This window comes from Pyxidicoccus caerfyrddinensis (assembly GCF_010894405.1).
Taxonomy (GTDB): Bacteria; Myxococcota; Myxococcia; order Myxococcales; family Myxococcaceae; genus Myxococcus; species Myxococcus caerfyrddinensis.
In genome coordinates this window covers 117,558-140,952 of sequence record NZ_JAAIYA010000010.1, presented here as the reverse complement: position 1 = coordinate 140,952, position 23,395 = coordinate 117,558, and the positions used below count along the sequence as shown (strand labels likewise).

Here is a 23,395-nt window from a genome sequence, read left to right as displayed (position 1 = left end):
CATAAAGTCCGTGCTACCCCGCGTCCTGACCCGTGGTCGGCGCCGCCGGAGGCGCCGGGGGCGGAACCTTCACGCCCTCCGAGGCGAGCACCGCCAGCCGCTCGCTGGCCTGCCGCGCCGCCGCGGTGTTGGGGTGGTCCGTGGAGATCTTCGAGAGCACCTGCGCCGCCTCCTCCTTCTTGTTCTGGAGGATGAGCATGCGGGCCTTGTGGTACGCGCCCATGCCCGTCAGGTACTCGCCGCCGCCCGCCGCCTCCATCTGGTCGAAGGACTTGATGGCGTCGTCGTACTTCTGCTGGGCCTCCTGGGCGTAGCCCTGGCCCTCGAGCGCGCCGGCGCGCAGCGGCTCATTCTCCGGGGCGTCCTTCAGGAAGGCCGCGAAGGCCTCCTGCGCCGCCGGGTAGTTGCCGAGCCGGAACTGCGCCTTGCCCAGCGTGAGCGCCGCCGTCGTCGCGGAGCGCGTCCCACCGTGCGCCTTGCGGAAGTCGTTGAGGGCCGTCACCAGCGCCTCGTCCCGCTCCTTCAGGGACTTGAAGGCGGGCTCGGTGTCGCCGGGCTGCGGGGGCTCCACGCCCTCCACCGGACGCTCCAGGACGGCGAGCGCCTGGCCCAGCGCCTGGGAGGCCTTCTCCTCGCCGCTCTTGGACATCTGGCTGGCAATGGCCACGCCCAGGCCGCCGAGGATCAGCACGCCCGCGGCGATGCCGATCATCTTCTGCCGCTGAGCCAGCCAGTCACTGGCCTCGACACCGACCTTCTGGAAGGTGTCCGGCGCGCGAAGCTCCTTCTGGCGAATCTTCTCGGTCTTGGTTCCGGCCACGTCTGGCAACCTCTCTAGATACGACGCTGCTCTATCCTGGCAGAGTGTGAAAGAGCGGCGCACTGTACGGAGCGCGCGCCGCGAGTGTCAACGCACTGACGCTTCAGCTCTTCCCCTGGAGGTGCGGCTTCTTGCGGGCCTGCCGCTTGGCCTGCCCGGGGCGCTCCCGGAAGAAGATGCGGATGGGGACCCGCAGGTCGAACGTCTTGCGGAGCTGGTTGGTGATGTACCGCTTGTACATGTCCGGGACGCCTTCGGGGTGATTCGTCGTGATCGCGAAGGTCGGCGGCGCCGTGGTCACCTGGGAGATGTAGTACAGGCGCAGGGGCTTGCCCCGGACGATGGGCGCCGGGTGGTTGTCCACCATGTGCTCCAGCAGCCGGTTGAGCTGGGGGGTGGGCGCCCGGAAGCGGAACTGCTTGGCCAGCTCCACCGCCACGTCCACCACCTTCTCCACCTTCGAGCCCGTCAGGGCGGAGGTGAAGAGGATGGGCGCATAGCCCACGAACTTGAGCGCGTACTTGAGCGACTCGCGGTAGGTCTCCTGCCGGCGCTGGTCCGCGTCCACCAGGTCCCACTTGTTGACGACGATGACGAGCGCGCGGCCGCGCTCCTCGGCCAGGCCCGCCAGCTTCGCGTCCTGGTCCACCGCCGGCTCCATGGCGTCCATCAGCAGCACCGCCACGTCGCTGCGCTCCATCACCTTCAGCGCGGAGATGACGGAGAACTGCTCCACGCGGTGGGCAATGGTCTTCTTGCGCCGGATGCCCGCGGTGTCCGTGAGGATGAGCTGCTCACCCTTGTAGGTCAGCGGCGAGTCCACCGGGTCTCTCGTCGTGCCGGGAATCTCGCTGGCCACCACCCGCTTCTGCTTGAGGATGGAGTTGACCAAGGTGCTCTTGCCCACGTTGGGCCGGCCAATGATGGACACGCGGATGATGCCGTCGTCCGGCGGGGCCTCGGCGTCCTCGTCCTCTTCCTTGGGGGGCAGCTTCGCCACCACCTCGTCGAAGAGGCCCTGCACGCCCAGGCCGTGCTCGGCGGACATGGCCTGCACCTCGCCCAGGCCCAGCTTGTAGAACTCGGCGGCCAGCGCCTGCATCTGCCCGGTGGTGTTGTCCAGCTTGTTGGCGGCCACCACCACCGGCTTGCCGCTCTTGCGCAGGTACTTCGCCACCGCGTCGTCCGCGGGCGTGATTCCCTCACGCGCGTCGACGACGAAGATGATGACGTTGCACTCCTCCACCGCGAGCTGGGCCTGCTCTCGCACCTGCTGGAGCAGCGAGTCCTTGTCGCCGGGGACGAAGCCGCCCGTGTCGATGAAGGTGAAGGTGCGGCCCTCCCACTCCGCGTCGTGGTAGTGGCGATCCCGCGTGACGCCGGGCATGTCCTCGACCAGCGCGAGGCGCTTGCCGACGAGGCGGTTGAACAGCGTGCTCTTGCCCACGTTGGGGCGTCCGACAATTGCAACCAGGGGCTTCATCTCAGTCGTATCCCAGCTTCTTGAGGCCTTCGGGGCGCTCGCTCCAGCGCGGCTCCACGCGTACCCGGAGGTCCAGGTACACGTGCGCGCCCAGCAGGCGTTGCACGGACTTGCGGGCGTCCGTGCCAATGGTCTTCAGCATCTGCCCCTGCTTGCCAATGATGATGGCCTTCTGGCTGTCGCGCTCCACGTAGATGGAGGCCGCGATGCGGATGAGCCCGCCCAGCTGGTTCGGCGGAGTGCCCGGCCGGGGCTCCCGCTCGGACTCGTCGAAGATGTCCACCAGCACCGCGGTGGAATAGGGGATTTCCTGGCGGCAGTGGCGCAGCACCTGCTCGCGGATGTACTCGGCCACCAGCACGCGCTCCTGCTGGTCGGTGAGCATGTCGTCGTCGAAGACATTCTCCCCTTCCGGCATGTGGCCCAGCACCGCGTCGAAGAGGCGCTCCACGCCGTCCTTCTCCCGCGCGGAGATGGGCACCACCTCCGCGAAGGGGAATTCGTTGCGGTACAGCTCGATGAGCGGCAGCAGCATCGCCTTGGGGATGGCGTCGATCTTGTTGATGACGAGGAAGGTGGGCTTGCCCACCTTCTGCAGCCGCTCGAGGATGGTGCGGTTGCCCGGGCTCACCTCGAGCTTCTCGCCCGCGGGCGGCTCGATGAGGAAGAGGACCAGGTCCACCTCCTCGGCCGCACTGAGGGCGACTTCCACCATGTACCGGTTGAGCTCACCCTTGGCCTGGTGGATGCCGGGCGTGTCGAGGAACGCCACCTGCCCCTCCGGGCGCGTCACCACGCCGAGGATGCGGTTGCGAGTCGTTTGAGGCTTGGGCGAGACGATGGCGATCTTCTCGCCGGTCAGCGCATTGAGCAGCGTGCTCTTACCCACATTGGGGCGCCCGATAAGCGCGGCGAAGCCGCTGCGATGTGTCTTGGGGGAGGCCATTGCTTCGGAGGTGATCTGGGAGTCCCTGAAAGGGAGCCCCGAAGGGGGAACGTCTGACAGCGCCCTATAACAGCCCCGCCGCCCGGCCATTCAGGCTCGGACGGGCGGCAGGCGGGCGGCCTACGGCTGGGTCGTCGAGATGGTCAGCTTGGTGATGCGCACATCCGTCCGGGGGCGGTCGCTCCCGTCGCGCGGCACGCCGGCGATCTTCTCCACCACGTCGTAGCCGCTCAGCACTTCACCGAAGATGGTGTGCTTGTTGTTGAGGTACGTCGGCTTGGACGTGGTGATGAAGAACTGGCTGCCGTTGGTGTTGGGACGGCCGATGTTGGCCGTGGCCAGCAGGCCCACTTTGTCGAAGGTCCGGCCGCTCTGGTACTCGTCCGGGACGTTGAAGCCCGGGCCACCGCGGCCGGTGCCCGTCGGGTCTCCACCCTGAATCATGAAGCCCGGAATCACGCGGTGGAAGACGATGCCGTCGTAGTACGGCTTCTTCGTCTTCTCACCCGACTGCGGGTCCTGGAACTCGAGCTCGCCCGTCGCCAGGCCCACGAAGCTCGCCACCGTCTTCGGCGCGTCCTTCGCGAACAGGCGCGCGACAATCTTGCCCTGCGTGGTGTCGAAGGTGGCGTACAGGTCCTTGCCCGCCTGGGCCTCGTCCATCATTCCCATGCTGCCCTCCCGTCTGCTGGGGCCCGGCCGGATGGACGGGCCCGTGTCAGGTCCACTGTCCCGCGTGCCGCGGTGTCACTGCTTCGGCGAAGCCGGCGTCGCGCCCGGAGCCTTCTCCGGAGCCTTCTTCGGCGCCGGTGCCGGGGCCTTCACGCCCGGGGGCGCCTTGTCGCTCAGCACCACCCGGTTGATGACCACCGGCGTCTGGGGCTTGTCCCGGTTGTCGCGCGGCACGCCGCCAATCTTCGTCACCACGTCGTAGCCGCTCACCACCTCGCCGAAGATGGTGTGCTTGTTGTTCAGGTACGTGGGCATGCTGGTGGTGATGAAGAACTGGCTGCCGTTGCTGTTCGGCCCCGCGTTGGCCATGGCCAGCAGGCCGACCTTGTCGAAGGTGCGGCCGCTCTGGAACTCGTCCTCGAAGCGGTAGCCCGGGTCGCCCATGCCGGTGCCCGAGGGGTCTCCGCCCTGAATCATGAAGTCGGGGATGACGCGGTGGAACACCGTGCCGTCGTACAGCGGCTTCTTCGACTTCTCCCCCGACCTGGGGTCCCGCCACTCCTTCTCGCCGGAGGCCAGGCCCACGAAGTTGGCCACCGTCTTGGGGGCGTCCTTGGAGAAGAGGCGGACGACGATGTCGCCCTGGCTCGTCTTCAGCGTGGCGTAGAGGTCCTTGCCGGACTCGACCTTCTTCGTCCACTTGCCGGAGGCGGCAGCGGCGGCCGAGGCGGTACCCGCCAGCAGGCAGGCCACCAGCGCGAGCGTCATTCGGAGGGGGGAGGGTCGCATTCGGCGGCACCTTATGCGCCACCCCTCCCCCGTCCAAGCGGTTTCACGCCGGGGTGTCGCCCCCTGACGTTTCGACGGGCGCGGGGGCCGAGGGCTCCTCCTCCCGGGCTCGGGGCTCGCCGGGGGCCGGCAGCCGCTGGGGGAGCATGTCCAGCGTCACCCGGGCCGCCGCCTGCTCCGCTTCCTTCTTGCTCCGCCCCGAGGCGCGCGCGAAGGGCTCGTCGCCGATGAGGACCTCCACCTCGAAGATCTTCGAGTGTTCCGGGCCGGACTCCGACACCACCCGATACCGCGGGGGCATCTTCAGCCGCTCGTGGATGACCTGGCCCAGCGCCGTCTTGTAGTCCTTGTCCAGGCTGCCGGCGGCCTCGTCGATGAGCTCCGCGAAGAAGCGGTCCACCAGTTGGAGCACCGGCTCCATGCCCGAGCTCAGGTACACGGCGCCGAAGACGGCCTCCATGGCGTCCGCCAGGAGCGAGTTCTTCTCGCGGCCCTTGTACTTGTCCTCACCCCGGCCCAGCAGCAGCAGGTCTCCCAGGGGAATCCGCCGCGCCACCAGGGCCAGCCCCTCCTCGTGCACGAGGCGGGCGCGGACCTTGGTGAGGAAGCCCTCCGGCACGTCCGGGTAGCGCCGCCACAGCCGGTCCGCGACGGCGAGGTTCACCACCGCGTCGCCGAAGAACTCCAGGCGCTGGTTGTCCTTCAGGCGCAGGTCCGGGTTCTCGTTGACGTACGTCTTGTGGGTCAGCGCTTCAATCGCCAGGTCCTGCCGGGAGATGGACACTCCCAGGCGGGACTCGAGCAGCTGCACGCGCTCGGCGAGGCCGGGTTTCTCGGAACCACTCAACGTCGTTCACTCCTGTGGCGCGTCCGGCCCCACCAGTCTCACGGCCTCGGGAGAGACCTTCAGCAGGTCCGCCACCATCTGGACGATGCCGGGAAATTCATCCAGCTCGAACCGCCCCGCCCACACCTTGCCCTGGGCCCCCGCCAGCAGCCCCCGGAACGTGCGCCCCGCCACCCTCGCGGCGGCGAAGCGGTAGGGACGGCCATTGACCTCGAGCTGTGCCAGCAGCTCCAGGCTGCTCCTCGGGGGCACCAGCGCCTCCGCACCGAACTTCTCCACGATGTCCGCGAAGCGCACCAGCCCGGCACCTACCGGCACGGGCTGGGGCCGGGACGCCGGCTCGCCGAACAGCGCGGAGAGGTAGCCCGTCAGCGCGACCCGCTCGCGGAACTCCGACAGCTCCAGCGTGTGGCCGCTCGCGGTGCGCAGCTCTTCACCGGCGCGCACCACCCGGGCCACCCGGAAGTTGCCCAGCCGGTCCGCCACCAGCATGACGGCCAGGTCGCCGTCCACCACCTCGGTGGACAGCTCCAGCGTCTCCGGGTCCACGCGCGGGGCGAGCCCCAGCACCTGGAGCTCCGCCGAGCGCCGCTGCACGTGGAAGATGTGCTCGTTGAACGCGTCCGACAGCAGCGCCTCGATGTCCGAGACGTCGCTGAGCGCTCCCACCAGGATGGGGGCGAGCCCCACCACCGCCGCCGGGGCAATGGGGATGAGCCGGTCCCCCATCACCTGGAAGGTCACCTCGGGGATGAAAGCCCGGGTGACGGGATTCACCAGCGGGGAGGACTCCAGGTCCAGCACCGCCTCGGTGCCGGCCGCGTCCTCCCGCACCTGCAGCCCGAGTCCCTCCAGTCGAGCGGTGTCCATCACGCCCCTTTGAAGATCTCGCGGGCGATGATGGTGCGCTGGATCTCGCTCGTGCCTTCGCCGATTTCACACAGCTTGGCGTCGCGGAGATAGCGCTCGACGGGGAACTCGCGGGTGTAGCCGTAGCCACCGTGGATCTGCACCGCCTTGTTGCAGGCGCGCATGGCCGCCTCGGAGGCGAAGAGCTTCCCCATGGAGGCCTCCTTCGAGTACGGCTTGCCCTCGTCCGCCAGGCGGGCCGCGCGGTGCACCAGGAGGCGCGCCGCGTCCATCTCCGTCTTCATGTCCGCCATCATCCAGCGCAGGCCCTGGAACTCGCTGATGGGCTGGCCGAACGCGGTGCGCTCGCGCGAGTAGCGGATGGACTCCTCCAGGGCGCCCCGCCCCAGGCCCACCGCCAGCGCGCCGATGGTGATGCGGCCCTTGTCGAGGATCTTCATCGTGTCGATGAAGCCGTGGTCGACCTCGCCCACGCGGGCCGAGTCGGGGACCTCCACGTTCTCCATCACCAGCTCCGCCGTGTCCGACGAGCGCATGCCCAGCTTGCCGTGGATGGCGCGCTGGCTGAACCCCGGCATCCCCTTCTCCAGCAGGAAGGCCGTGACGCCCTTCTGCTTCTTGTCCGGGGACGTCACCGCCAGCACCACGAAGACGTCGCCGACAGTGCCCTGGGTGATGAACATCTTGGTGCCGTTGAGCACCCAGTTCTTGCCCTGGCGCACCGCGGTCGTCTTCATGCCGGAGGCGTCCGAGCCCGAGCCAGGCTCCGTCAGGCCCCACGCGCCCAGGTACTCACCGGTGGCGAGCTTGGGCAGGAACTTCTTCTTCAGGGCCTCGCTGCCGAAGACGCGCAGGTGGCTGGTGCCCAGGCCGTTGTGGCTGGCCACGGTCAGCGCGAGCGAGCCGTCGTAGCGGGCGATCTCCTCCACGGCGACCGCCACGGCGAGAGAGTCCATGGCCGCCCCGCCGTACTCCTCGGCGACCAGCATGCCCATCACGCCCAGCTGGCCCAGCTCCCGGACGACCTCCATCGGGAACTTCTCGTCCCTGTCCCAGTCGCGGGCGTACGGCTTCACCCGACGTTCGCAGAAGTCCCGGAGGGAGGATTGGAGAGCGCGGTGGCTTTCAGGAAGTTCGAAATCCATGGTGTCGGCAGGATCTATAGCAGAGCGCCCCAGCGCAGGCCGGGGGCTTGCGAAGGGAGCAGGTTTTCTACTCAGACGGGATAGACACCGTGCTTCTTCTCGGCACGGGGCTGGTGGCGCTGGGAGTACAGCCGATAACGCTGGGTCAGCTCCTGACGCAGGCTGTCACCGGGGATGATGTCGTCGATGATGAGCTCGCTGGCCAGCTTGTAGATGTCCACGTCGGCCTTGTACTCGTCGCGCAGCTTCTGGACGTAGGCCTGCCGGTCGGCCTCGGGCAGCTCTTGAATCTTGTTGTAGTAGACGGCGTTCACCGCCGCCTCCGGGCCCATGACGGCGATCATCGCCCCGGGCAGCGCCAGGGTGGCGTCCGGCGCGAAGCCGGGGCCGCTCATGGCGTAGAGGCCGGCGCCGTAGGCCTTGCGGACCACCACGCAGATCTTCGGGACGCTGGCCTCGGACACAGCGGAGATCATCTTCGCGCCGGCGCGGATGATGCCGGCCCGCTCCACCTTGGTGCCGATCATGAAGCCGGGCACGTCCGCCAGGTAGAGCAGCGGGATGTTGAATGCATCACACAGCCAGATGAAGCGCGCCGCCTTGTCCGCGCTGTCCACGAACAGCACGCCGCCCTTGTACTTGGGCTGGTTGGCGACGATGCCCACGGGCATGCCGTCGATGCGGGCGAGGCCGGTGATGAGCTCCTGCGCGAAGAGCTTCTTCACCTCGAACCAGCTGTCCTCGTCGATGAGCTCCTTGATGAGCGCATGCATGTCGAAGGGCTTGTTCTGGTCGGCGGGGACGATTTCATCCACGCGCTTGCCGCTGGCCTTGGGCGCAATCGCGGGGGCCTCGGGCGCGCGCTGGCCGAAGTTCTCCGGGAAGAAGCCGATGTACTTCTTCGCCGCGGCGATGGCCTCCTGCTCCGTCTTCACCAGCACGTCGCCGACGCCGGAGATGGAGCAGTGCATCTTCGCGCCGCCCATCTCCTCGAGCGTCACCTTCTCGCCAATCACCATCTCCGCCATGCGGGGGCTGCCCAGGTACATGGAGGCGTTGCCGTCCACCATGATGACCAGGTCGCAGAAGGCGGGGATGTACGCGCCGCCGGCGGCGGAGGGCCCGAAGAGCAGGCACACCTGCGGCACGAAGCCGGACATGTGCACTTCGTTGTAGAAGATGCGGCCGGCGCCACGGCGGCCGGGGAACATCTCCACCTGGTCGGTGATGCGCGCACCCGCGGAGTCCACGAGGTAGAAGAGCGGGCAGCGGAGCGAGCGGGCGGTCTCCTGGATGCGGAGGATCTTCTCCACCGTGCGGGCGCCCCAGCTTCCAGCCTTCACCGTGGAGTCGTTGGCCATGATGGCCACGGTGCGACCGGCGACCTTGCCCAGGCCAATGACGACGCCGTCCGAGGGCAGCTCGGGGTCCAGGTTGTTGGCGAGCTTCGCGTCCTCCACGAAGGAGCCCTCATCCACCAGCAGGCGGATGCGCTCACGGGCGAACAGCTTGCCCGCCTCCGTGTTCTTCGCGTGGTACTTCTGCGCGCCACCCTTCTCCACCTGCGCGATCTTCTCCAGCAGCTTCGAGTCTTGGGACATGGCCCGGGCCACATAGCAGAAAGGTTTCCGCCTGGCTGCCTTCTCGCCGAGGGAGCGGCGCGTCGTGACGTCCAGCTTACGACGCAGTGTGTGAACGAGGGGGCTCGGGGGGTGCCGCGAAAGGCTCCCCTGCCTACCTTGGAGCATCAACGGGGGCGTACACGCGAGCGGCACGCGCCTCCGGCAATCATCTGGCCCAGGAGGGACGCATGTTCGCAGCGAAGAAAGGCAAGTGGATGGCGAAGGGGTTGGCCAAGAGCGACCTGTACCGCAAGTGGGTGGCGCACAAGCTGATCGACGAGATTCCGCGCGCCGCCAAGAACAGGTGGGAGGACTTCGACCCGGACGACGTCCTGAACCTGGTGGGGCTGACCACCCGCAAGCCCGCGACGCTGGGCCTGGGTGGCCTGGGCGCCTTCATCCTCGGCGTGGCCGCGGGTGGTGTGGCGGCGCTGCTCCTCGCCCCGAAGACGGGCACGGAGCTGCGCACCACCGTCAAGGACCGGGCCATCGGCTACATGAACAAGCAGGGCGTCAACGTCGGCCCCGAGAAGACCGCGAGCGCCTGAAGCGCCACAGTCTGAAGTCCTCCGGGGGCACGGCTCTGGTTCATCCAGGCCGGTGCCCCCGGTGTGTTTCCGGGGGCACCTCGTGAGGAACTAGCGGCCCTTGTAGACGGGGGCGCGCTTCTCGGCGAAGGCGCGCAGGCCCTCGAGCCGGTCCTCCGTCTTGAGGATCTCCTCGTACTTGCGCAGCTCCAGCGCGAGCGCGTCGTCCAGCTCCAGGCCGGTGCCCTCGTCGATGGCGTGCTTGGCGGTGCCCACGGCGAGGGGCGCGTTCTTCACCACCGACTCCGCCAGCCCGAAGGCCACCTCCAGCAGGTGCCCTTCCGGGGCGAGCCGGTTCACCAGCCCGATGCTGAAGGCCTCGGCCGCGTTGACGCTGCGCGCGGTGAGGATGAGGTCCTTCGCCCGGCCCACGCCGATGAGCCGCGATAGCCGCTGCGTCCCGCCGCCGCCGGGGATGATGCCCAGCCGCGTCTCGGTGAGCCCCAGCTCCGCCGCGGGCGCGGCGACGCGGAGGTCACACGCCAGCGCCAGCTCGGTGCCGCCGCCGAAGGCCGCGCCGTTGACGGCGGCGATGAAGACGCAGTCGCTCTTCTCAATCGCGCGGAAGGTGCGGCGCAGCCCGTCGAGGAAGGCGCGGACGTCGTCCTCGGCCATGGTGGCGCGCTCCTTGAGGTCCGCGCCCGCGCAGAAGGCCTTGTCGCCCGCGCCGGTGATGATGACGGCGCGCACCTGGCGGCTCGAGGACACGCGGGCGACCAGGTCGCCCAGCTCCTTCAGCATGGCCCGGCTGATGGCGTTGCGGCGGCCCTCGCCGTCGATGGTCCAGATCTCGATGGCACCCCGTGCGTCGACCTTGAATTCCGGCATGTGCGCTCCCCTCCCCGGGCCCGTCCGGCGGGCCGCCTGGGACGCGGCAGAGTGCGGCGGGAAGCCGGGTCTGGCAAGGCGGAAACGGTTAGCATTGGACGCATGTCCCTGCGCTTCGCACCTCGTCGTCTCTACCGGTGGGCCCCCTGGCTGCCCTCCGCGCTCGCCGTGGTGGCCCTGACTGCTCCCCTGATGGCCCTGGCTCGGGGCGGCGGTGGCGAGCACTACACCCGTCCCTCCTCGGGCGACGATGACGGCGGGGGCGGCGGGGGCCTTCCCCTCTGGCTCATCTACGAGCTGTTCTCGCTCGTCTTCCGGTACCCCAAGGTGATGCTGCCGCTGATCGCCATCGGCTTCGGCATCTGGTGGTTCTACAAGCGCAACCTGCACCCGGACGCCACCACCCGGCGCGCCCTGGACCAGCACGACGCGGACCGGCGCACGCAGGTGGGTCACCGGGACGTGCCGGGCTGGGTGAATGCCCTCAAGCTGAAGGACCCTGCCTTCGAGCTGCAACCGGTGCTCGACAAGACGCGGTGGCTCTTCCTGGAGCTGCAGAAGGCGTGGTTCCTGCGAGACATGACGCCGGTGCGGCCCTTCCTCTCGGACGCCACGTGGCAGCGCTTCAACGTGCAGCTCAAGCTCCTGGAAGCCCAGGGCGTGCGAGACGCGATTACCGATTTCGAGGTGCTGGACCTCCAGCTCATCGGCCTCACGCAGAGCCAGTGGTTCGACGGCATCCAGCTTCGCGTCCAGGCGCGGATGCGTGACACGGATGTGCCCGCCTCGTTCACCGACGCGCAGGCCACGGACGCGGCGCGCAAGGCGCCCAGTGAGGCCTTCACCGAGGTGTGGACCTTCGTGCGCAAGCCCGGCGCACAGACGAAGCCAGGCGAGGACTTGTACCAGGGCAAGTGCCCCAACTGCGGCGCCCCGTTCGCTGGCGGCGCGGCGAACAAGTGCGAGTACTGCAACGCGGTGGTGAACTCCGGCAACTACGACTGGACGCTGTCGGAGATCACGCAGGGCGTGGAGCACGTGCGCTACCACAAGACGGTGGACGGCCTGCGCGATGCGCGCGAGGCGGACCCCGCGCTCAACCTGGAGATTCTCGAGGACCGCGCCTCGCTGCTGTTCTGGAAGTGGATTGATGCGCAGAGCCGCGGCGATGCGAAGGCCCTGTCGAAGGTGGCCAACACGGAGGCCGTGCAGCGGCTGGGCTCGGAGCTGGAGGACCTGCGCCGCAAGGGCCGGCGCCGCGTCTTCCTGGAGTGCGCGGTGGGCGCGGTGGATGTCACCGCATTGCAGGTGAATCCTCAGGGGTACGACGTGGCGCACGTGGACGTGCGCTGGAGCGCGCGCATGGGCATTGGCCCCGTGAATGAGCGGCCGCCGAAGCTCCCCACCGTGCCTCAGCGCTTCATCTTCTCGCTGGTGCGCAGGCACGGCGCGCGGACGAACGCCGAAAACGGCATGTCCACGGACCGCTGCCCCAACTGCAACGCGACGCTCACCGACAGCGCCGCCACCACGTGCGACTTCTGCAACACGCAATTGGGTACCGGTGAACGGGACTGGGTGCTCGCGTCCGCCCTGCCCTACGAGGCGTGGAACGTGGAGCAGAACCAGCGGCACCAGGCCAATGTGCTCCGCAAGGCCGTGGCCACCGAGACGAACCGGGAGCGCGTCCCCTCCCGCGGCGCCGACGCCGTCATGGACGTGCAGGAGCGTCAGCGGCTGCTGTACATGATGGCGGCCATTGCCGCGGCCGACGGCGAGGTGACGTCCAGCGAGCGCAAGCTGCTGAAGCTGTGCTCGGAGCGCTGGGGCGTGGAGTGGGCCAACGTGGAGCTGGCGCTGGGCGCCGGGCCGCAGCTCTTCGACAGGCTGGTGCCGCGCGGCTCTCCGGAGGCCGAGCTCATCCTCCGCAACATCGTGGAGATTGCGATGGTGGATGGCCGCATCGACCGCAAGGAGCGGCGCATGCTCGAAACGGCCGCCGCCCACCTGGGCTTGCAGGAGAAGCTGTCCTCCATGCTCGGCGAGCTGTAACGGAGAAGGGCGGCCCGGGAGGACTTCCCGGTGCCGCCCTCATTGCGTTCAACCCGTGATGCGCGATTCAGCTCTGCGCGCTCTGCACGCGGCGGGACGCCTTCTTCTCCCGCTCACCGAGCGCGGCCTGCAGGTACTTGCCGGCCAGCTTCCGGCCGATGAGCTCCTGGGCAATCTCCCCGGCCTCCACCAGCCGGTCCAGGTTGATACCCGTCTCCACCCCCATGCCGTGCAGCATGAACACGGCATCCTCGGTGGCGAGGTTGCCCGCCGCGCCCGGAGCGTAGGGGCAGCCGCCCAGTCCGCCGATGCTCGCGTCGAACGTCGTCACGCCCGCGGACAGTCCCACCAGCGCGTTGGCCAACGCGGTGCCGCGCGTGTCGTGCATGTGCAGCGCGAGCTTCTCCACGGGGATGTGCTTCAGCAGCGCCTCGAGGATTCCCTCGGTCTGCCGGGGCGTGCCCACGCCAATCGTGTCACCCAGGCTCAGCTGGTACAGGCCCGCGTCCACGAGCTGGCGGCAGATGTCCACCACCCGCTCCACCGGCACGTGGCCCTCGTACGGGCAGCCCCACACCGTGGACAGGTAGCCACGCACGCGCATGCCCGCCGCGAGCGCCGCCGCCGTCACCTCGCGCGCACCCGCGAGCGCCTCGGCGATGCTCTTGTTGATGTTCTTCTTCGAGTGGGCCTCGGACGCAGAGATGAAGACCGCCGCCTCCTCCAGGCCCGCGTCCTTCGCCCGCTCCAGCCCCTTGAGGTTGGGCACGAGCGCGGAGAACACCACGCCCTCCCGCCGCCCCACGAGGCGCAGCAACTCCTCCGCGTCCGCGAGCTGTGGAATCCACTTCGGTGACACGAACGACGTCACCTCGATGCGCTTCTCGCCCGCGGCGACCAGCGCGTCGATGAGCCGCGCCTTGTCTCGCGTGGGCAGCGTGCGCAGCTCGTTCTGCAAGCCATCCCGAGGGCCGACCTCGTAGACGTCGACCCGCTTCGGGAGCTGGCCCAGCCAGCCTGTATGCGCTCGGGAATTCTGGTTCGGATCCACTGGACGAGCTCAGCGCTTTCGAAGCGCTGCTCCCACAATCAAATCGGTCGACCGAGATGTCGGTGGCCCGCCGTCCAGCCCACCGTGCACCCAGGCTGTTGAAAACCCCGTGCTTTCCAACAGACGTGTCAGTTCCGCAAGGGGATAGTAGCGGATGGCATATGACGCGGTGAGACGCCGACCGGTCGGTAGGGAGAGCGTCCGCTGTCCCTCGTCCCTACCCGTAACCGTGTCGAAACGACTCTGCTCTTCCAACATGCTTCCGTCCGGCAGCGTCTGCTGGAACGCCGCCGCCGGTGACTCCACCAGTCGCTCGTACGGCACCGTCTGGAACACCAGCCTCCCTCCCGGCCGCAGCATCCGCGCCACCTCGCGCAGGATGTGCACGTGCTCCTCATCCGTGAAGGCGAAGAGTGTCGAGTACCAGGCGTAGGCCCCAGCCAATGAGGCCTCCTGAAACGGCAGTGCACGAAGGTCCCCCTGCACCGCGGGAAACCCGGGCCGCCGCATGGAAAGCGACAGCGCGTCTAATTCCAGGCCGATGACGCGACCGGCCAGAGTGCCACTGGCATTGAGCCGCGCGGCGTGACGTCCATGGCCACAGCCCAGGTCCACCACCGGTGCGGGGCCCGGCACGTCCGCGAAGGCGCGAGCGAGGTACTCCACCTCCCGGGCCGTGACGGCCTCCGAGAGGAAGGGCAGCGTGCTGCGAAGGTAGAGCTCTCCGAAGAAGGACACGGGCGTGTGGCTCCTACCTCAATGGGGGTGAGGCCACCCGGAAAGGATACGGGCGTCCTGCTCGCGCTCAAGTGCGAGCGCGGGGTCCTCGGCACCCTGCCCCACTCCGTGGTGGACGTGGGACGTGACGACGTCATCAGACCCATTGCCCCGGACGGGCATTGCGCCTATGGGAAGGACACGGTGCCGCCCTCCGGGGCATGGCGCCTCATCTCTTCGCGAGGACGCAGCATGTCGCAAGTGCCTCCCCCCTCCGCTACGGACTTCCCGCCCCCGTCACTCGACGCGTGGCGCCGGCTCGTCGAGAAGGACCTGAAGGGCAAGCCCTTCTCGTCCCTCCAATCGAGCCTGGAAGGTGGCCTGTCCCTCCAGCCGCTCTACACGCCCCAGGATGCTCCCGCCCCCACGGAGCCTCCAGGCGTTGCGCCCTACGTGCGCGGCACCCTGCCGCTCGGCCACACGGAGGGAGGATGGACGGTGTGCCAGGAGTACGCCGGCCCCGAGGTCGCTTCCACCGCCGAGGTCCTCCGCAATGACCTGGAGCGCGGCGGCCAGGGCATCTGGCTGCTGCTGGATGCACCGCACGGCGTCGACGTGAAGGACGCGGACTCGATGCGGCGGCTCCTAGCGCACGTCCCGCTGGAGCGCACACCCGTGCACCTGGAGCCGGCTCGTGACGTGCTCGCTCCCGCGTCGCTCCTGCTCCAGGTCGCGGACGCGCTTCGTGTTCCGCGCAAGGCGTTGAGTGGAAGCCTGGGCATCGATCCCATCGGCGCCATGGCTCGCGCGGGCGCGGCGAAGGTGGACGTCGCCGGGACGCTCGCTCGGGCCGCGCCGCTGGTGACTTCGCTGCGGAAGGAAGCGCCGGGTCTGCGCGCGCTGCTGGTGTCCTCGCGTGCCTGGGCGGACGCGGGTGCCACGCCCGTGCAGGAGTTGGCGTGGGCCATCGCCACCGGCGTGGAGTACCTGCGCGAGCTGGAGCGCGCGGGCGTGTCTCCCTCGGACGCGGCGCGCTCGATGCAGTTCGCGCTGTCGGTGGGCGGGCAGTTCTTCCCGGAGATTGCCCGGCTGCGCGCGGCGCGGCTGCTCTGGTCCAAGGTCGTCGCCGCCTCCGGTGGTCCGCCGGAGGCGCAGGCGATGTCGCTTCATGCACGCACTGCCACCGGCACCAAGGCGAAGCGCGACCCGTGGGTGAACATCCTGCGCGCCACCGCGGAGTCCTTCGCCGCCGTCGTCGCGGGCGCGGACAGCGTGAGCACCTCTCCCTTCGACGAGCCCCTGGGTACGCCGGACGAGCAGAGCCGGCGGCTCGCGCGCAACACGCAGCTCATCCTGCGCGACGAGTCCAGCCTCAACCGCGTCGCGGACCCCGCCGGCGGCAGCTACTACCTGGAGCAGCTCACCGGCGAAGTGGCCCGCGCGGCGTGGACGGAGCTGCAGCGCATCGAGGCACTGGGCGGCATGACGCGCGCGCTCGTCGACGGCGACGTAGCCCGCGTGCTCGCGGAAACGGTCGCCGCGCGCGACAAGGCCGTACGCAGCCGGCGCCTGCCGATGGTGGGCGTCAGCGAGTTCCCCCACCTGGGCGAAGCCCCCGTCCAGCGCGAGCCGCATCCCACGCCCGTGAAGGCCGAGGGCGACTTCGCGCCGCTGCGCCCTGTGCGCATGGCGGAGGCATTCGAGTCGCTGCGCGACGCGAGCGACCGGCACCTCGCCCTGTACGGCACGCGCCCGCGCGCCTTCATGGTGAGCCTGGGCACGGTGGCGGAGCACACCACGCGCTCGATGTGGACCACCAACGCGCTGGCCGTGGGCGGCATCGAGACAGACGAGCACCGCGACTTCACGGACGCCAACCACGCGGCGGAGGCCTTCGCCAAGACGGGCACCCTGCTCGCGGTCATCTCCGGCCCGGACACGCTGTACCCGGACCAGGTGCCCGCGCTCACCCAGGCCCTCAAGGCCCGGGGCGCGCGCGCCGTCGTCGTGGCCGGTCGTCCCGGTGACCACGAGGCCGCCTTCCGCGCGGCTGGCGTGGACCTCTTCATCTACGCGGGAGCGGACCTGTTCCAGCTCCTGAAGACGCTGCACCAGCAGCTCGGAGTGGTGGCCTGATGCGCTCCAACGTTCCGGACTTCTCCCGCGTCGCCTTCGACGCCCCAGAGACGCAGCCCGCCCCCGCCGTGCGCGACACCCAGCGGCACCAGGCGAGCGACGCCACCCGCGCCGCCGAGCGCTGGGACACGCCCGAGGGCATCCCCGTCAAGCCCGTCTACGCCCCTGAAGACCTCGAGGGCGTGGCGCACCTGGGCTCGCTGCCCGGCCTGCCGCCCTTCGTGCGCGGCCCGTACGCGACCATGTACGTGCAGCAGCCGTGGACCGTGCGCCAGTACGCCGGGTTCTCCACCGCCGAGGCCTCCAATGCCTTCTACCGCCGCAACCTCGCGGCCGGTCAGAAGGGCCTGTCCATCGCGTTCGACCTCGCCACGCACCGGGGCTACGACAGCGACCACCCGCGCGTCTCTGGCGACGTGGGCATGGCGGGCGTGGCCATCGACTCCATCAAGGACATGCGCATCCTGTTCGACCGGATTCCGCTCGACCAGATGTCCGTGTCCATGACGATGAACGGCGCCGTCCTCCCCGTGCTCGCGCTCTACGTCGTGGCGGCCGAGGAACAGGGCGTGCGCCCCGAGCAGCTCAGCGGGACCATCCAGAACGACATCCTCAAGGAGTTCATGGTCCGCAACACGTACATCTATCCGCCCGGTCCCTCGATGCGCATCATCGGGGACATCTTCCGCTTCACGGCGGAGCGGATGCCGCGCTTCAACAGCATCAGCATCAGCGGCTACCACATGCAGGAAGCCGGCGCGTCCCAGGACCTGGAATTGGGCTACACGCTCGCGGACGGCGTGGAGTACGTGCGCGCGGGACTCGCCGCTGGCCTGGACGTGGACGCCTTCGCGCCCCGCCTGTCGTTCTTCTGGGCCATCGGGATGAACTTCTTCATGGAGGTGGCCAAGCTGCGCGCGGCCCGCCTCCTCTGGGCCCGGCTCCTCAAGGACTTCAAGCCCAAGAGCGACAAGAGCCTGGCGCTGCGCACGCACTGCCAGACGTCCGGCTGGAGCCTCACCGCGCAGGACGTCTACAACAACGTCGTGCGCACCTGTGTGGAGGCCATGGCCGCCACCCAGGGCCACACGCAGAGCCTCCATACCAACTCGCTGGACGAGGCGATTGCGCTGCCCACCGACTTCAGCGCGCGCATCGCTCGCAATACCCAGTTGTATCTGCAACTGGAGAGCGGCACCACGCGCGTCATCGACCCGTGGGGCGGCAGCTACTACGTGGAGCGCCTCACCCACGAGCTGGCGCACAAGGCCTGGGCTCACATCCAGGAGGTGGAAGCGCTGGGCGGCATGACCAAGGCGATTGAAGCCGGCCTGCCCAAGCTGCGCATCGAGGAGGCCGCCGCGCGCACCCAGGCGCGCATCGACTCCGGACGCCAGGCCATCATCGGCGTGAACAAGTACCCGCCCGAGCGCGAGGACCGGCTCGACATCCTCAAGGTGGACAACTCCGCGGTGCGCGAGGCCCAGGTGGCCCGCCTGCGCGAGCTGCGCGCCGAGCGCAACGCCGACGAGGTCCGCCGCCGCCTGGACGCGCTCACCGAGGCGGGCCGGCGCAACGAGGGCAACCTGCTGGCGCTCGCTATCGACGCGGCGCGGGCCAAGGCCACCGTGGGAGAAATCAGCGACGCGCTCGAGAAGGTCTACGGGCGCTACGAGGCCACCGTGCGAACCATCTCCGGGGTGTACTCGGCCGAGGCCGGCTCCGCGAGCGGCATCGCCGAAGCGCGCGCGAAGGCGGATGCCTTCCTGGCGCGCTTCGGTCGCCGGCCTCGCATCCTCATCGCGAAGATGGGGCAGGACGGGCATGACCGCGGCCAGAAGGTCATCGCCACCGCCTTCGCCGACCTGGGCTTCGACGTGGACATCGGGCCGCTGTTCCAGACGCCCGACGAGTCCGCGCGCCAGGCGGTGGAGAACGACGTCCACATCGTGGGTGCCAGCTCGCTCGCCGCCGGTCACCTCACGCTGGTGCCGGAGCTGAAGCAGGCCCTGGCGAAGCTGGGCCGCGAGGACATCATGGTGGTGGTGGGCGGCGTGATTCCGCCCCAGGACTACGACGCGCTGCGCGCCGCGGGCGCCGCCGCCATCTTCGGCCCCGGCACCGTCATCGCGAAGGCAGCCCTGGAGCTGCTCGACAAGCTCGCCGCCGAGCTGGAGGCGGCGTGAAGCTGCTGCCCGCGGACACCTACATGGACGGCGTCCGCGCCGGAGACCGCGCCGTGCTCGCGCGCGCCATCACCCTGGTGGAGAGCGAGCACCCGCGCCACGCGGCCCTCGCGCAGGAGGTGCTCACCCGCCTGCTGCCCCACACGGGAAACAGCCAGCGCGTGGGCATCAGCGGCGTGCCGGGCGCGGGCAAGAGCACCTTCATCGACGCGCTCGGCATGCACCTCGTGGGCAAGGGCCACCGGGTGGCGGTGCTCGCCATCGACCCGTCGAGCAGCATCTCCGGCGGCAGCATCCTGGGCGACAAGACGCGCATGGCCCGCCTGTCGCGCGAGAGTGCCGCGTACATCCGCCCTAGTCCTTCCAGCGGCACGCTGGGCGGCGTGGCGCGCAAGACGCGCGAGACGCTCCTCTTGTGCGAGGCCGCGGGCTTCGACGTGGTGCTGGTGGAGACGGTGGGCGTGGGCCAGTCGGAGACGGTGGTCTCGGAGCTGGTCGACTTCTACCTGGTACTGATGCTCGCGGGCGCGGGCGACGAGCTGCAGGGCATCAAGCGCGGCATCCTGGAGGTGGCGGACATGGTCGCCATCAACAAGGCGGACGGCGACAACGCGCCCCGTGCCGAGCGGGCCCGCGCCGAGTACCGCGCCGCCCTCCACCTCATGCGGCCGGGCGCGGAGCCGGTCGTCACCACGTGCAGCGCGCTGGAAGGCACTGGCATCGAGAAGCTGTGGGACTCGGTGGTGGAGCGCATCGCCCGCCGCGCCGCGTCGGGGGAGCTGTCGCGCCGCCGCCAGGAGCAGCAGGTGGGCTGGATGTGGGCCATGGTGCAGGACGGCCTGCGGTCGGCCCTGCGAGCGCACCCCGAGGTGTCCGCCCTCGTGCCCTCGCTGGAGACGGACGTTCGCGAAGGCCGGGCGACGCCGACTTCCGCCGCACTGCGGGTGCTAGGCGCCTTCCTGCCACGCATGCCGGCCTGACGGCCCGCGTCGTACGGCGAGCACCTGCAACTTCAATCGCTTGCCGGTGCCGCACCGCACTTTTAGTGTACGCGCGTGCGACACGCCCAGCCGACCACGCCGACCCCTCCCCAGCCCTACAAGCCCCGCCACCACGTCCGCATCGTCACGGCCGCCAGCCTGTTCGACGGCCATGACGCGGCCATCAACGTCATGCGCCGCCTCATGCAGGCGTCGGGTGCGGAGGTCATCCACCTGGGCCACAACCGCTCCGTGTCGGAGATCGTCGACTGCGCCATCCAGGAGGACGTCCAGGGCATCGCGATCACCTCCTACCAGGGCGGACACGTCGAGTTCTTCAAGTACATGATCGACCTGCTCCGTCAGCGCGGCGCGAACATCAAGGTGTTCGGCGGCGGTGGCGGCACCATCCTCCCCACGGAGATCGACGAGCTCCACAAGTACGGCGTCACGCGCATCTACTCGCCGGACGACGGCCGGGCCATGGGCCTGCAGGGGATGATCGACGACCTCATCTCCAAGTGTGACTTCGAGAAGCGGCCCGAGGACTTCAAGCCGCTGGTGGCCCGGCCCCTGCCCCGCCAGCCCGACCGCATCGCCTCGCTCATCACCATCGCGGAGAACTTCGCGGACGCGGGTGAGGAGCTGCGCAAGGCCATGGCCGAAGCCCACGTGGACGCCCCCCGGGTGCCCGTGCTCGGCATCACCGGCACCGGCGGCGCGGGCAAGTCCAGCCTCGTGGACGAGCTGGTGCGCCGCTTCCTGGCGGACTTCCCGGACAAGACGCTCGCCGTGCTCTCCGTGGACCCGTCCAAGCGCAAGTCCGGCGGCGCGCTCCTCGGTGACCGCATCCGCATGAACGCCATCGACAACTCGCGCGTGTACATGCGCTCGATGGCCACGCGGCAGAGCAACCTCGCCCTGTCGCGGCACGTGGCCCACTCCATCGAGGTCTGCAAGGCGGCGGGCTTCGACCTCATCATCGTGGAGACGTCCGGCATCGGTCAGTCGGACACCGAAATCACCGAGCACTCGGACGTGTCGCTCTACGTGATGACGGCCGAGTACGGCGCGGCGACGCAGCTCGAGAAGATCGACATGCTCGACTTCGCGGACGTCATCGCCATCAACAAGTTCGACAAGCGCGGCTCGCTGGACGCGCTGCGCGACGTGCGCAAGCAGTGGAAGCGCAACCACATCGCCTTCAACGTCTCCGACGACGCGGTGCCCGTGCACGGCACCATTGCCTCGCAGTTCAACGACCCGGGGATGAATCAGCTCTACCGCGCCATCATGGACGCGGTGGTGAAGAAGACCGGCGCGCCGCTCCAGTCCCAGTTCGCACTCACCCCGGGGATGAGTGAAAAGAAGTGGATCATCCCGCCCGAGCGCACCCGCTACCTCGCGGAGATCGTCGAGGCCTGCGAGTCCTACGACGGCTTCGTGCGCGCCCAGGCAGCCATCGCCCGGCGCATGTACCAGCTCCACGGCACCATCCAGGCCCTGCGCGCCAACGTGGGCAAGAAGCACCTGGAAATCGTCGAGCCGAAGGATGCCTCCGACGTGGTGCAGGTGACGGAGCGCGTGGAGGGCGAGCCCGCCTACCTGAGCGAGTTGGTGGCGCTGTACCAGGACCTGGAGGGCCGCCTGCACCCGGACAGCCGGCGCCTGCTGGCGGAGTGGCCGGCGACGAAGCGGCGCTACGCGGCGGCGAAGTACCAGTACCAGGTGCGCGACAAGGTCATCGAGCTGGACCTGTACACCGAGTCCCTCTCCCACCTGCGCGTGCCGAAGATTGCCCTGCCCCGCTACGAGGACTGGGGTGACATCCTCACGTGGCTCCTGCGCGAGAACGCGCCGGGCGCCTTCCCGTTCACCGCGGGCGTCTTCCCGCTCAAGCGCGAGGGCGAGGACCCCGCGCGCATGTTCGCGGGCGAGGGCGGCCCGGAGCGCACCAACAAGCGCTTCCACTACGTGTCACGCGGCCTGCCGGCGAAGCGCCTGTCCACCGCGTTCGACTCGGTGACGCTGTACGGCGAGGACCCGGACCACCGGCCGGACATCTACGGCAAGGTGGGCAACTCAGGTGTGTCCATCGCCAACGTGGACGACGCGAAGAAGCTCTACTCCGGCTTCGACCTGGCGGACCCGTCCACGTCGGTGTCGATGACCATCAACGGCCCGGCGCCCATGTTGCTGGGCTTCTTCCTCAACGCCGCCGTGGACCAGCAGTGCGAGAAGTGGATTCGCGAGCAGGGCCAGGTGGAGGCGGTGGAGAAGAAGATCGACGCGCTCTACCGCGAGCGCGGCGTGCCCCGTCCGCGCTACCAGGGCGACTTGCCCGCGGGCAATGACGGGCTGGGGCTGTTGCTGCTGGGCGTGTCCGGCGACGAGGTGCTGCCGCGCGACGTGTACGAGAAGATCCGCGCGAAGACGCTCCAGCAGGTGCGCGGCACCGTGCAGGCGGACATCCTCAAGGAGGACCAGGCGCAGAACACCTGCATCTTCTCCACCGAGTTCGCCCTGCGCGTGATGGGCGACATCCAGCAGTACTTCATCGACCAGAAGGTGCGGAACTTCTACTCGGTGAGCATCTCCGGCTACCACATCGCGGAGGCCGGGGCGAACCCCATCTCCCAGCTCGCCTTCACGCTGGCCAACGGCTTCACCTTCGTCGAGTACTACCTGTCGCGCGGGATGGACATCGACGACTTCGCGCCCAACCTGTCGTTCTTCTTCTCGAACGGCATGGACCCCGAGTACGCGGTGCTCGGGCGCGTGGCGCGGCGCATCTGGGCCAAGGCCATCCGGGACAAGTACGGCGGCAATGACCGCTCGCAGAAGCTGAAGTACCACATCCAGACGTCCGGCCGTTCGCTGCACGCGCAGGAGATCGCGTTCAACGACATCCGCACCACGCTGCAGGCGCTGCTGGCACTGAATGACAACTGCAACTCCCTACACACCAACGCGTATGACGAGGCCATCACCACTCCCACCGAGGAGAGCGTGCGGCGAGCCCTCGCCATCCAGCTGGTCATCAACAAGGAGTTCGGCCTGTCGAAGAACGAGAACCCCAACCAGGGCTCGTTCATCATCGAGGAGCTGACGGACCTGGTGGAGGCGGCGGTGCTCGCGGAGTTCCGCGCCATCTCCGAGCGCGGCGGTGTGCTGGGCGCGATGGAGCGCATGTACCAGCGCTCGAAGATCCAGGAGGAGTCGCTCTACTACGAGACGCTGAAGCACGACGGGACGCTGCCCATCGTCGGCGTGAATACGTTCCTGGACCCGAAGGGCTCGCCCACCGTCACCCCGCCGGAGGTGATTCGCGCGACGAAGGAGGAGAAGGACTACTCCATCACCGCGCGCGACGCGTTCTGGAAGCGCAACGCGGCGACGGCGCCCCAGGCGCTGGAGGCCGTGCGCCGCGCCGCGCTGGACAACGGCAACGTGTTCGCCGCGCTGATGGACGCGTGCAAGGTGTGCACGCTGGGCCAGCTCTCCCGCGCGCTCTACGAAGTGGGCGGCCAGTACCGGCGCAACATGTAGCGCGCCAGGGCCACGGTGTCGGCGGAGGGGCGCGCAAACGCCCCGCCCCTCCGGCGTTGGGGCGGTGGCTCAGCGATTCGGCGCCAGCTTCACGCGCAAGCGCCGCACCGTTTCT

The 23,395-nt window shown here is 69.1% G+C and carries 18 protein-coding genes; 6 read left to right on the top strand and 12 right to left on the bottom strand.

From position 1 onward, the window contains the following. Window positions 1–13: 13 nt before the first annotated feature. From G4D86_RS24840 to G4D86_RS24800, 9 genes are all read right to left on the bottom strand, one after another. Complete coding sequence (locus G4D86_RS24840) at window positions 14–820, bottom strand: tetratricopeptide repeat protein (RefSeq protein WP_163996498.1); 807 nt, start codon at window positions 818–820, stop codon at window positions 14–16. A gap of 103 nt (window positions 821–923) precedes the next feature. Continuing rightward, entirely contained in the window at window positions 924–2,303 is a 1,380-nt protein-coding gene (der, locus tag G4D86_RS24835; RefSeq protein ID WP_163996497.1) for a ribosome biogenesis GTPase Der, read from the bottom strand. Window position 2,304: 1 nt separating this feature from the next. Continuing rightward, window positions 2,305–3,249, bottom strand: a complete 945-nt coding sequence (gene era / locus G4D86_RS24830) for a GTPase Era (protein ID WP_163996496.1) — start codon at window positions 3,247–3,249, stop codon at window positions 2,305–2,307. A gap of 120 nt (window positions 3,250–3,369) precedes the next feature. After that, window positions 3,370–3,921, bottom strand: a complete 552-nt coding sequence (locus tag G4D86_RS24825) for a peptidylprolyl isomerase (RefSeq protein ID WP_163996495.1) — start codon at window positions 3,919–3,921, stop codon at window positions 3,370–3,372. Window positions 3,922–3,996: 75 nt separating this feature from the next. After that, window positions 3,997–4,710, bottom strand: coding sequence for a peptidylprolyl isomerase (locus G4D86_RS24820; RefSeq protein WP_163996494.1), 714 nt, complete (start codon window positions 4,708–4,710; stop codon window positions 3,997–3,999). Between the two features lie 43 nt (window positions 4,711–4,753). Further along, the gene (rnc, locus tag G4D86_RS24815; RefSeq protein ID WP_163996493.1) at window positions 4,754–5,557 is read right to left on the bottom strand and encodes a ribonuclease III; all 804 of its coding nucleotides are present in this window, start codon (window positions 5,555–5,557) and stop codon (window positions 4,754–4,756) included. A gap of 6 nt (window positions 5,558–5,563) precedes the next feature. After that, window positions 5,564–6,427, bottom strand: a complete 864-nt coding sequence (locus tag G4D86_RS24810) for a hypothetical protein (RefSeq protein ID WP_205519721.1) — start codon at window positions 6,425–6,427, stop codon at window positions 5,564–5,566. Further along, on the bottom strand, window positions 6,427–7,572 hold the full coding sequence (locus G4D86_RS24805) for an acyl-CoA dehydrogenase family protein (protein ID WP_163996491.1): 1,146 nt from the start codon (window positions 7,570–7,572) through the stop codon (window positions 6,427–6,429). Before G4D86_RS24805 ends, G4D86_RS24810 begins: the two co-directional genes overlap by 1 nt. Window positions 7,573–7,643: 71 nt before the next feature. After that, complete coding sequence (locus G4D86_RS24800; protein WP_163996490.1) at window positions 7,644–9,173, bottom strand: acyl-CoA carboxylase subunit beta; 1,530 nt, start codon at window positions 9,171–9,173, stop codon at window positions 7,644–7,646. A gap of 209 nt (window positions 9,174–9,382) precedes the next feature. On the opposite strand from G4D86_RS24800, the gene G4D86_RS24795 reads away from it, so the two are divergent. Further along, entirely contained in the window at window positions 9,383–9,742 is a 360-nt protein-coding gene (locus tag G4D86_RS24795) for a YtxH domain-containing protein (RefSeq protein ID WP_163996489.1), read from the top strand. A 90-nt stretch (window positions 9,743–9,832) separates the two neighbouring features. On the opposite strand, the gene G4D86_RS24790 is transcribed toward G4D86_RS24795, so the two are convergent. Further along, window positions 9,833–10,609 carry an enoyl-CoA hydratase-related protein gene (locus G4D86_RS24790; protein WP_163996488.1) on the bottom strand — a complete coding sequence of 259 codons (777 nt, stop codon included), beginning with the start codon at window positions 10,607–10,609 and terminating at the stop codon, window positions 9,833–9,835. A 102-nt stretch (window positions 10,610–10,711) separates the two neighbouring features. On the opposite strand from G4D86_RS24790, the gene G4D86_RS24785 reads away from it, so the two are divergent. Beyond that, window positions 10,712–12,661 carry a TIM44-like domain-containing protein gene (locus G4D86_RS24785; protein WP_163996487.1) on the top strand — a complete coding sequence of 650 codons (1,950 nt, stop codon included), beginning with the start codon at window positions 10,712–10,714 and terminating at the stop codon, window positions 12,659–12,661. 67 nt (window positions 12,662–12,728) lie between these two features. Here G4D86_RS24785 and G4D86_RS24780 read toward each other — a convergent pair whose 3' ends face one another. Both G4D86_RS24780 and G4D86_RS24775 read right to left on the bottom strand, forming a co-directional pair. Beyond that, window positions 12,729–13,712, bottom strand: coding sequence for a hydroxymethylglutaryl-CoA lyase (locus G4D86_RS24780; RefSeq protein ID WP_163996486.1), 984 nt, complete (start codon window positions 13,710–13,712; stop codon window positions 12,729–12,731). 9 nt (window positions 13,713–13,721) lie between these two features. Further along, entirely contained in the window at window positions 13,722–14,450 is a 729-nt protein-coding gene (locus tag G4D86_RS24775; RefSeq protein ID WP_163996485.1) for a class I SAM-dependent methyltransferase, read from the bottom strand. A gap of 231 nt (window positions 14,451–14,681) precedes the next feature. On the opposite strand from G4D86_RS24775, the gene G4D86_RS24770 reads away from it, so the two are divergent. The 4 genes from G4D86_RS24770 (at window position 14,682) to G4D86_RS24755 (ending at window position 23,280) form a co-directional block, all read left to right on the top strand. Continuing rightward, a complete protein-coding gene (locus G4D86_RS24770; RefSeq protein WP_163996484.1) occupies window positions 14,682–16,565 on the top strand; it encodes a methylmalonyl-CoA mutase family protein in 1,884 nt (627 codons plus the stop codon). Then, on the top strand, window positions 16,565–18,751 hold the full coding sequence (scpA, locus tag G4D86_RS24765) for a methylmalonyl-CoA mutase (protein ID WP_163996483.1): 2,187 nt from the start codon (window positions 16,565–16,567) through the stop codon (window positions 18,749–18,751). Before G4D86_RS24770 ends, scpA begins: the two co-directional genes overlap by 1 nt. Then, window positions 18,748–19,731: a methylmalonyl Co-A mutase-associated GTPase MeaB gene (gene meaB, locus G4D86_RS24760; protein WP_163996482.1), complete on the top strand. Its 984-nt coding sequence runs from the start codon at window positions 18,748–18,750 to the stop codon at window positions 19,729–19,731. The genes scpA and meaB overlap by 4 nt, the downstream gene beginning before the upstream one ends. 75 nt (window positions 19,732–19,806) lie before the next feature. Then, a complete protein-coding gene (locus G4D86_RS24755) occupies window positions 19,807–23,280 on the top strand; it encodes a methylmalonyl-CoA mutase family protein (protein ID WP_163996481.1) in 3,474 nt (1,157 codons plus the stop codon). The last annotated feature ends 115 nt before the right edge of the window (window positions 23,281–23,395 follow it).

Coding starts and splice junctions, on each gene's coding strand:
- G4D86_RS24795 (WP_163996489.1), top strand. CDS start 9,383: ATGTTCGCAGCGAAGAAAGGCAAGTGGATGGCGAAGGGGTTGGCCAAG.
- G4D86_RS24820 (WP_163996494.1), bottom strand. CDS start 4,710: ATGCGACCCTCCCCCCTCCGAATGACGCTCGCGCTGGTGGCCTGCCTG.
- G4D86_RS24770 (WP_163996484.1), top strand. CDS start 14,682: ATGTCGCAAGTGCCTCCCCCCTCCGCTACGGACTTCCCGCCCCCGTCA.
- G4D86_RS24825 (WP_163996495.1), bottom strand. CDS start 3,921: ATGGGAATGATGGACGAGGCCCAGGCGGGCAAGGACCTGTACGCCACC.
- G4D86_RS24800 (WP_163996490.1), bottom strand. CDS start 9,173: ATGTCCCAAGACTCGAAGCTGCTGGAGAAGATCGCGCAGGTGGAGAAG.
- der (WP_163996497.1), bottom strand. CDS start 2,303: ATGAAGCCCCTGGTTGCAATTGTCGGACGCCCCAACGTGGGCAAGAGC.
- G4D86_RS24790 (WP_163996488.1), bottom strand. CDS start 10,609: ATGCCGGAATTCAAGGTCGACGCACGGGGTGCCATCGAGATCTGGACC.
- G4D86_RS24805 (WP_163996491.1), bottom strand. CDS start 7,572: ATGGATTTCGAACTTCCTGAAAGCCACCGCGCTCTCCAATCCTCCCTC.
- G4D86_RS24785 (WP_163996487.1), top strand. CDS start 10,712: ATGTCCCTGCGCTTCGCACCTCGTCGTCTCTACCGGTGGGCCCCCTGG.
- G4D86_RS24810 (WP_205519721.1), bottom strand. CDS start 6,427: ATGGACACCGCTCGACTGGAGGGACTCGGGCTGCAGGTGCGGGAGGAC.
- scpA (WP_163996483.1), top strand. CDS start 16,565: ATGCGCTCCAACGTTCCGGACTTCTCCCGCGTCGCCTTCGACGCCCCA.
- era (WP_163996496.1), bottom strand. CDS start 3,249: ATGGCCTCCCCCAAGACACATCGCAGCGGCTTCGCCGCGCTTATCGGG.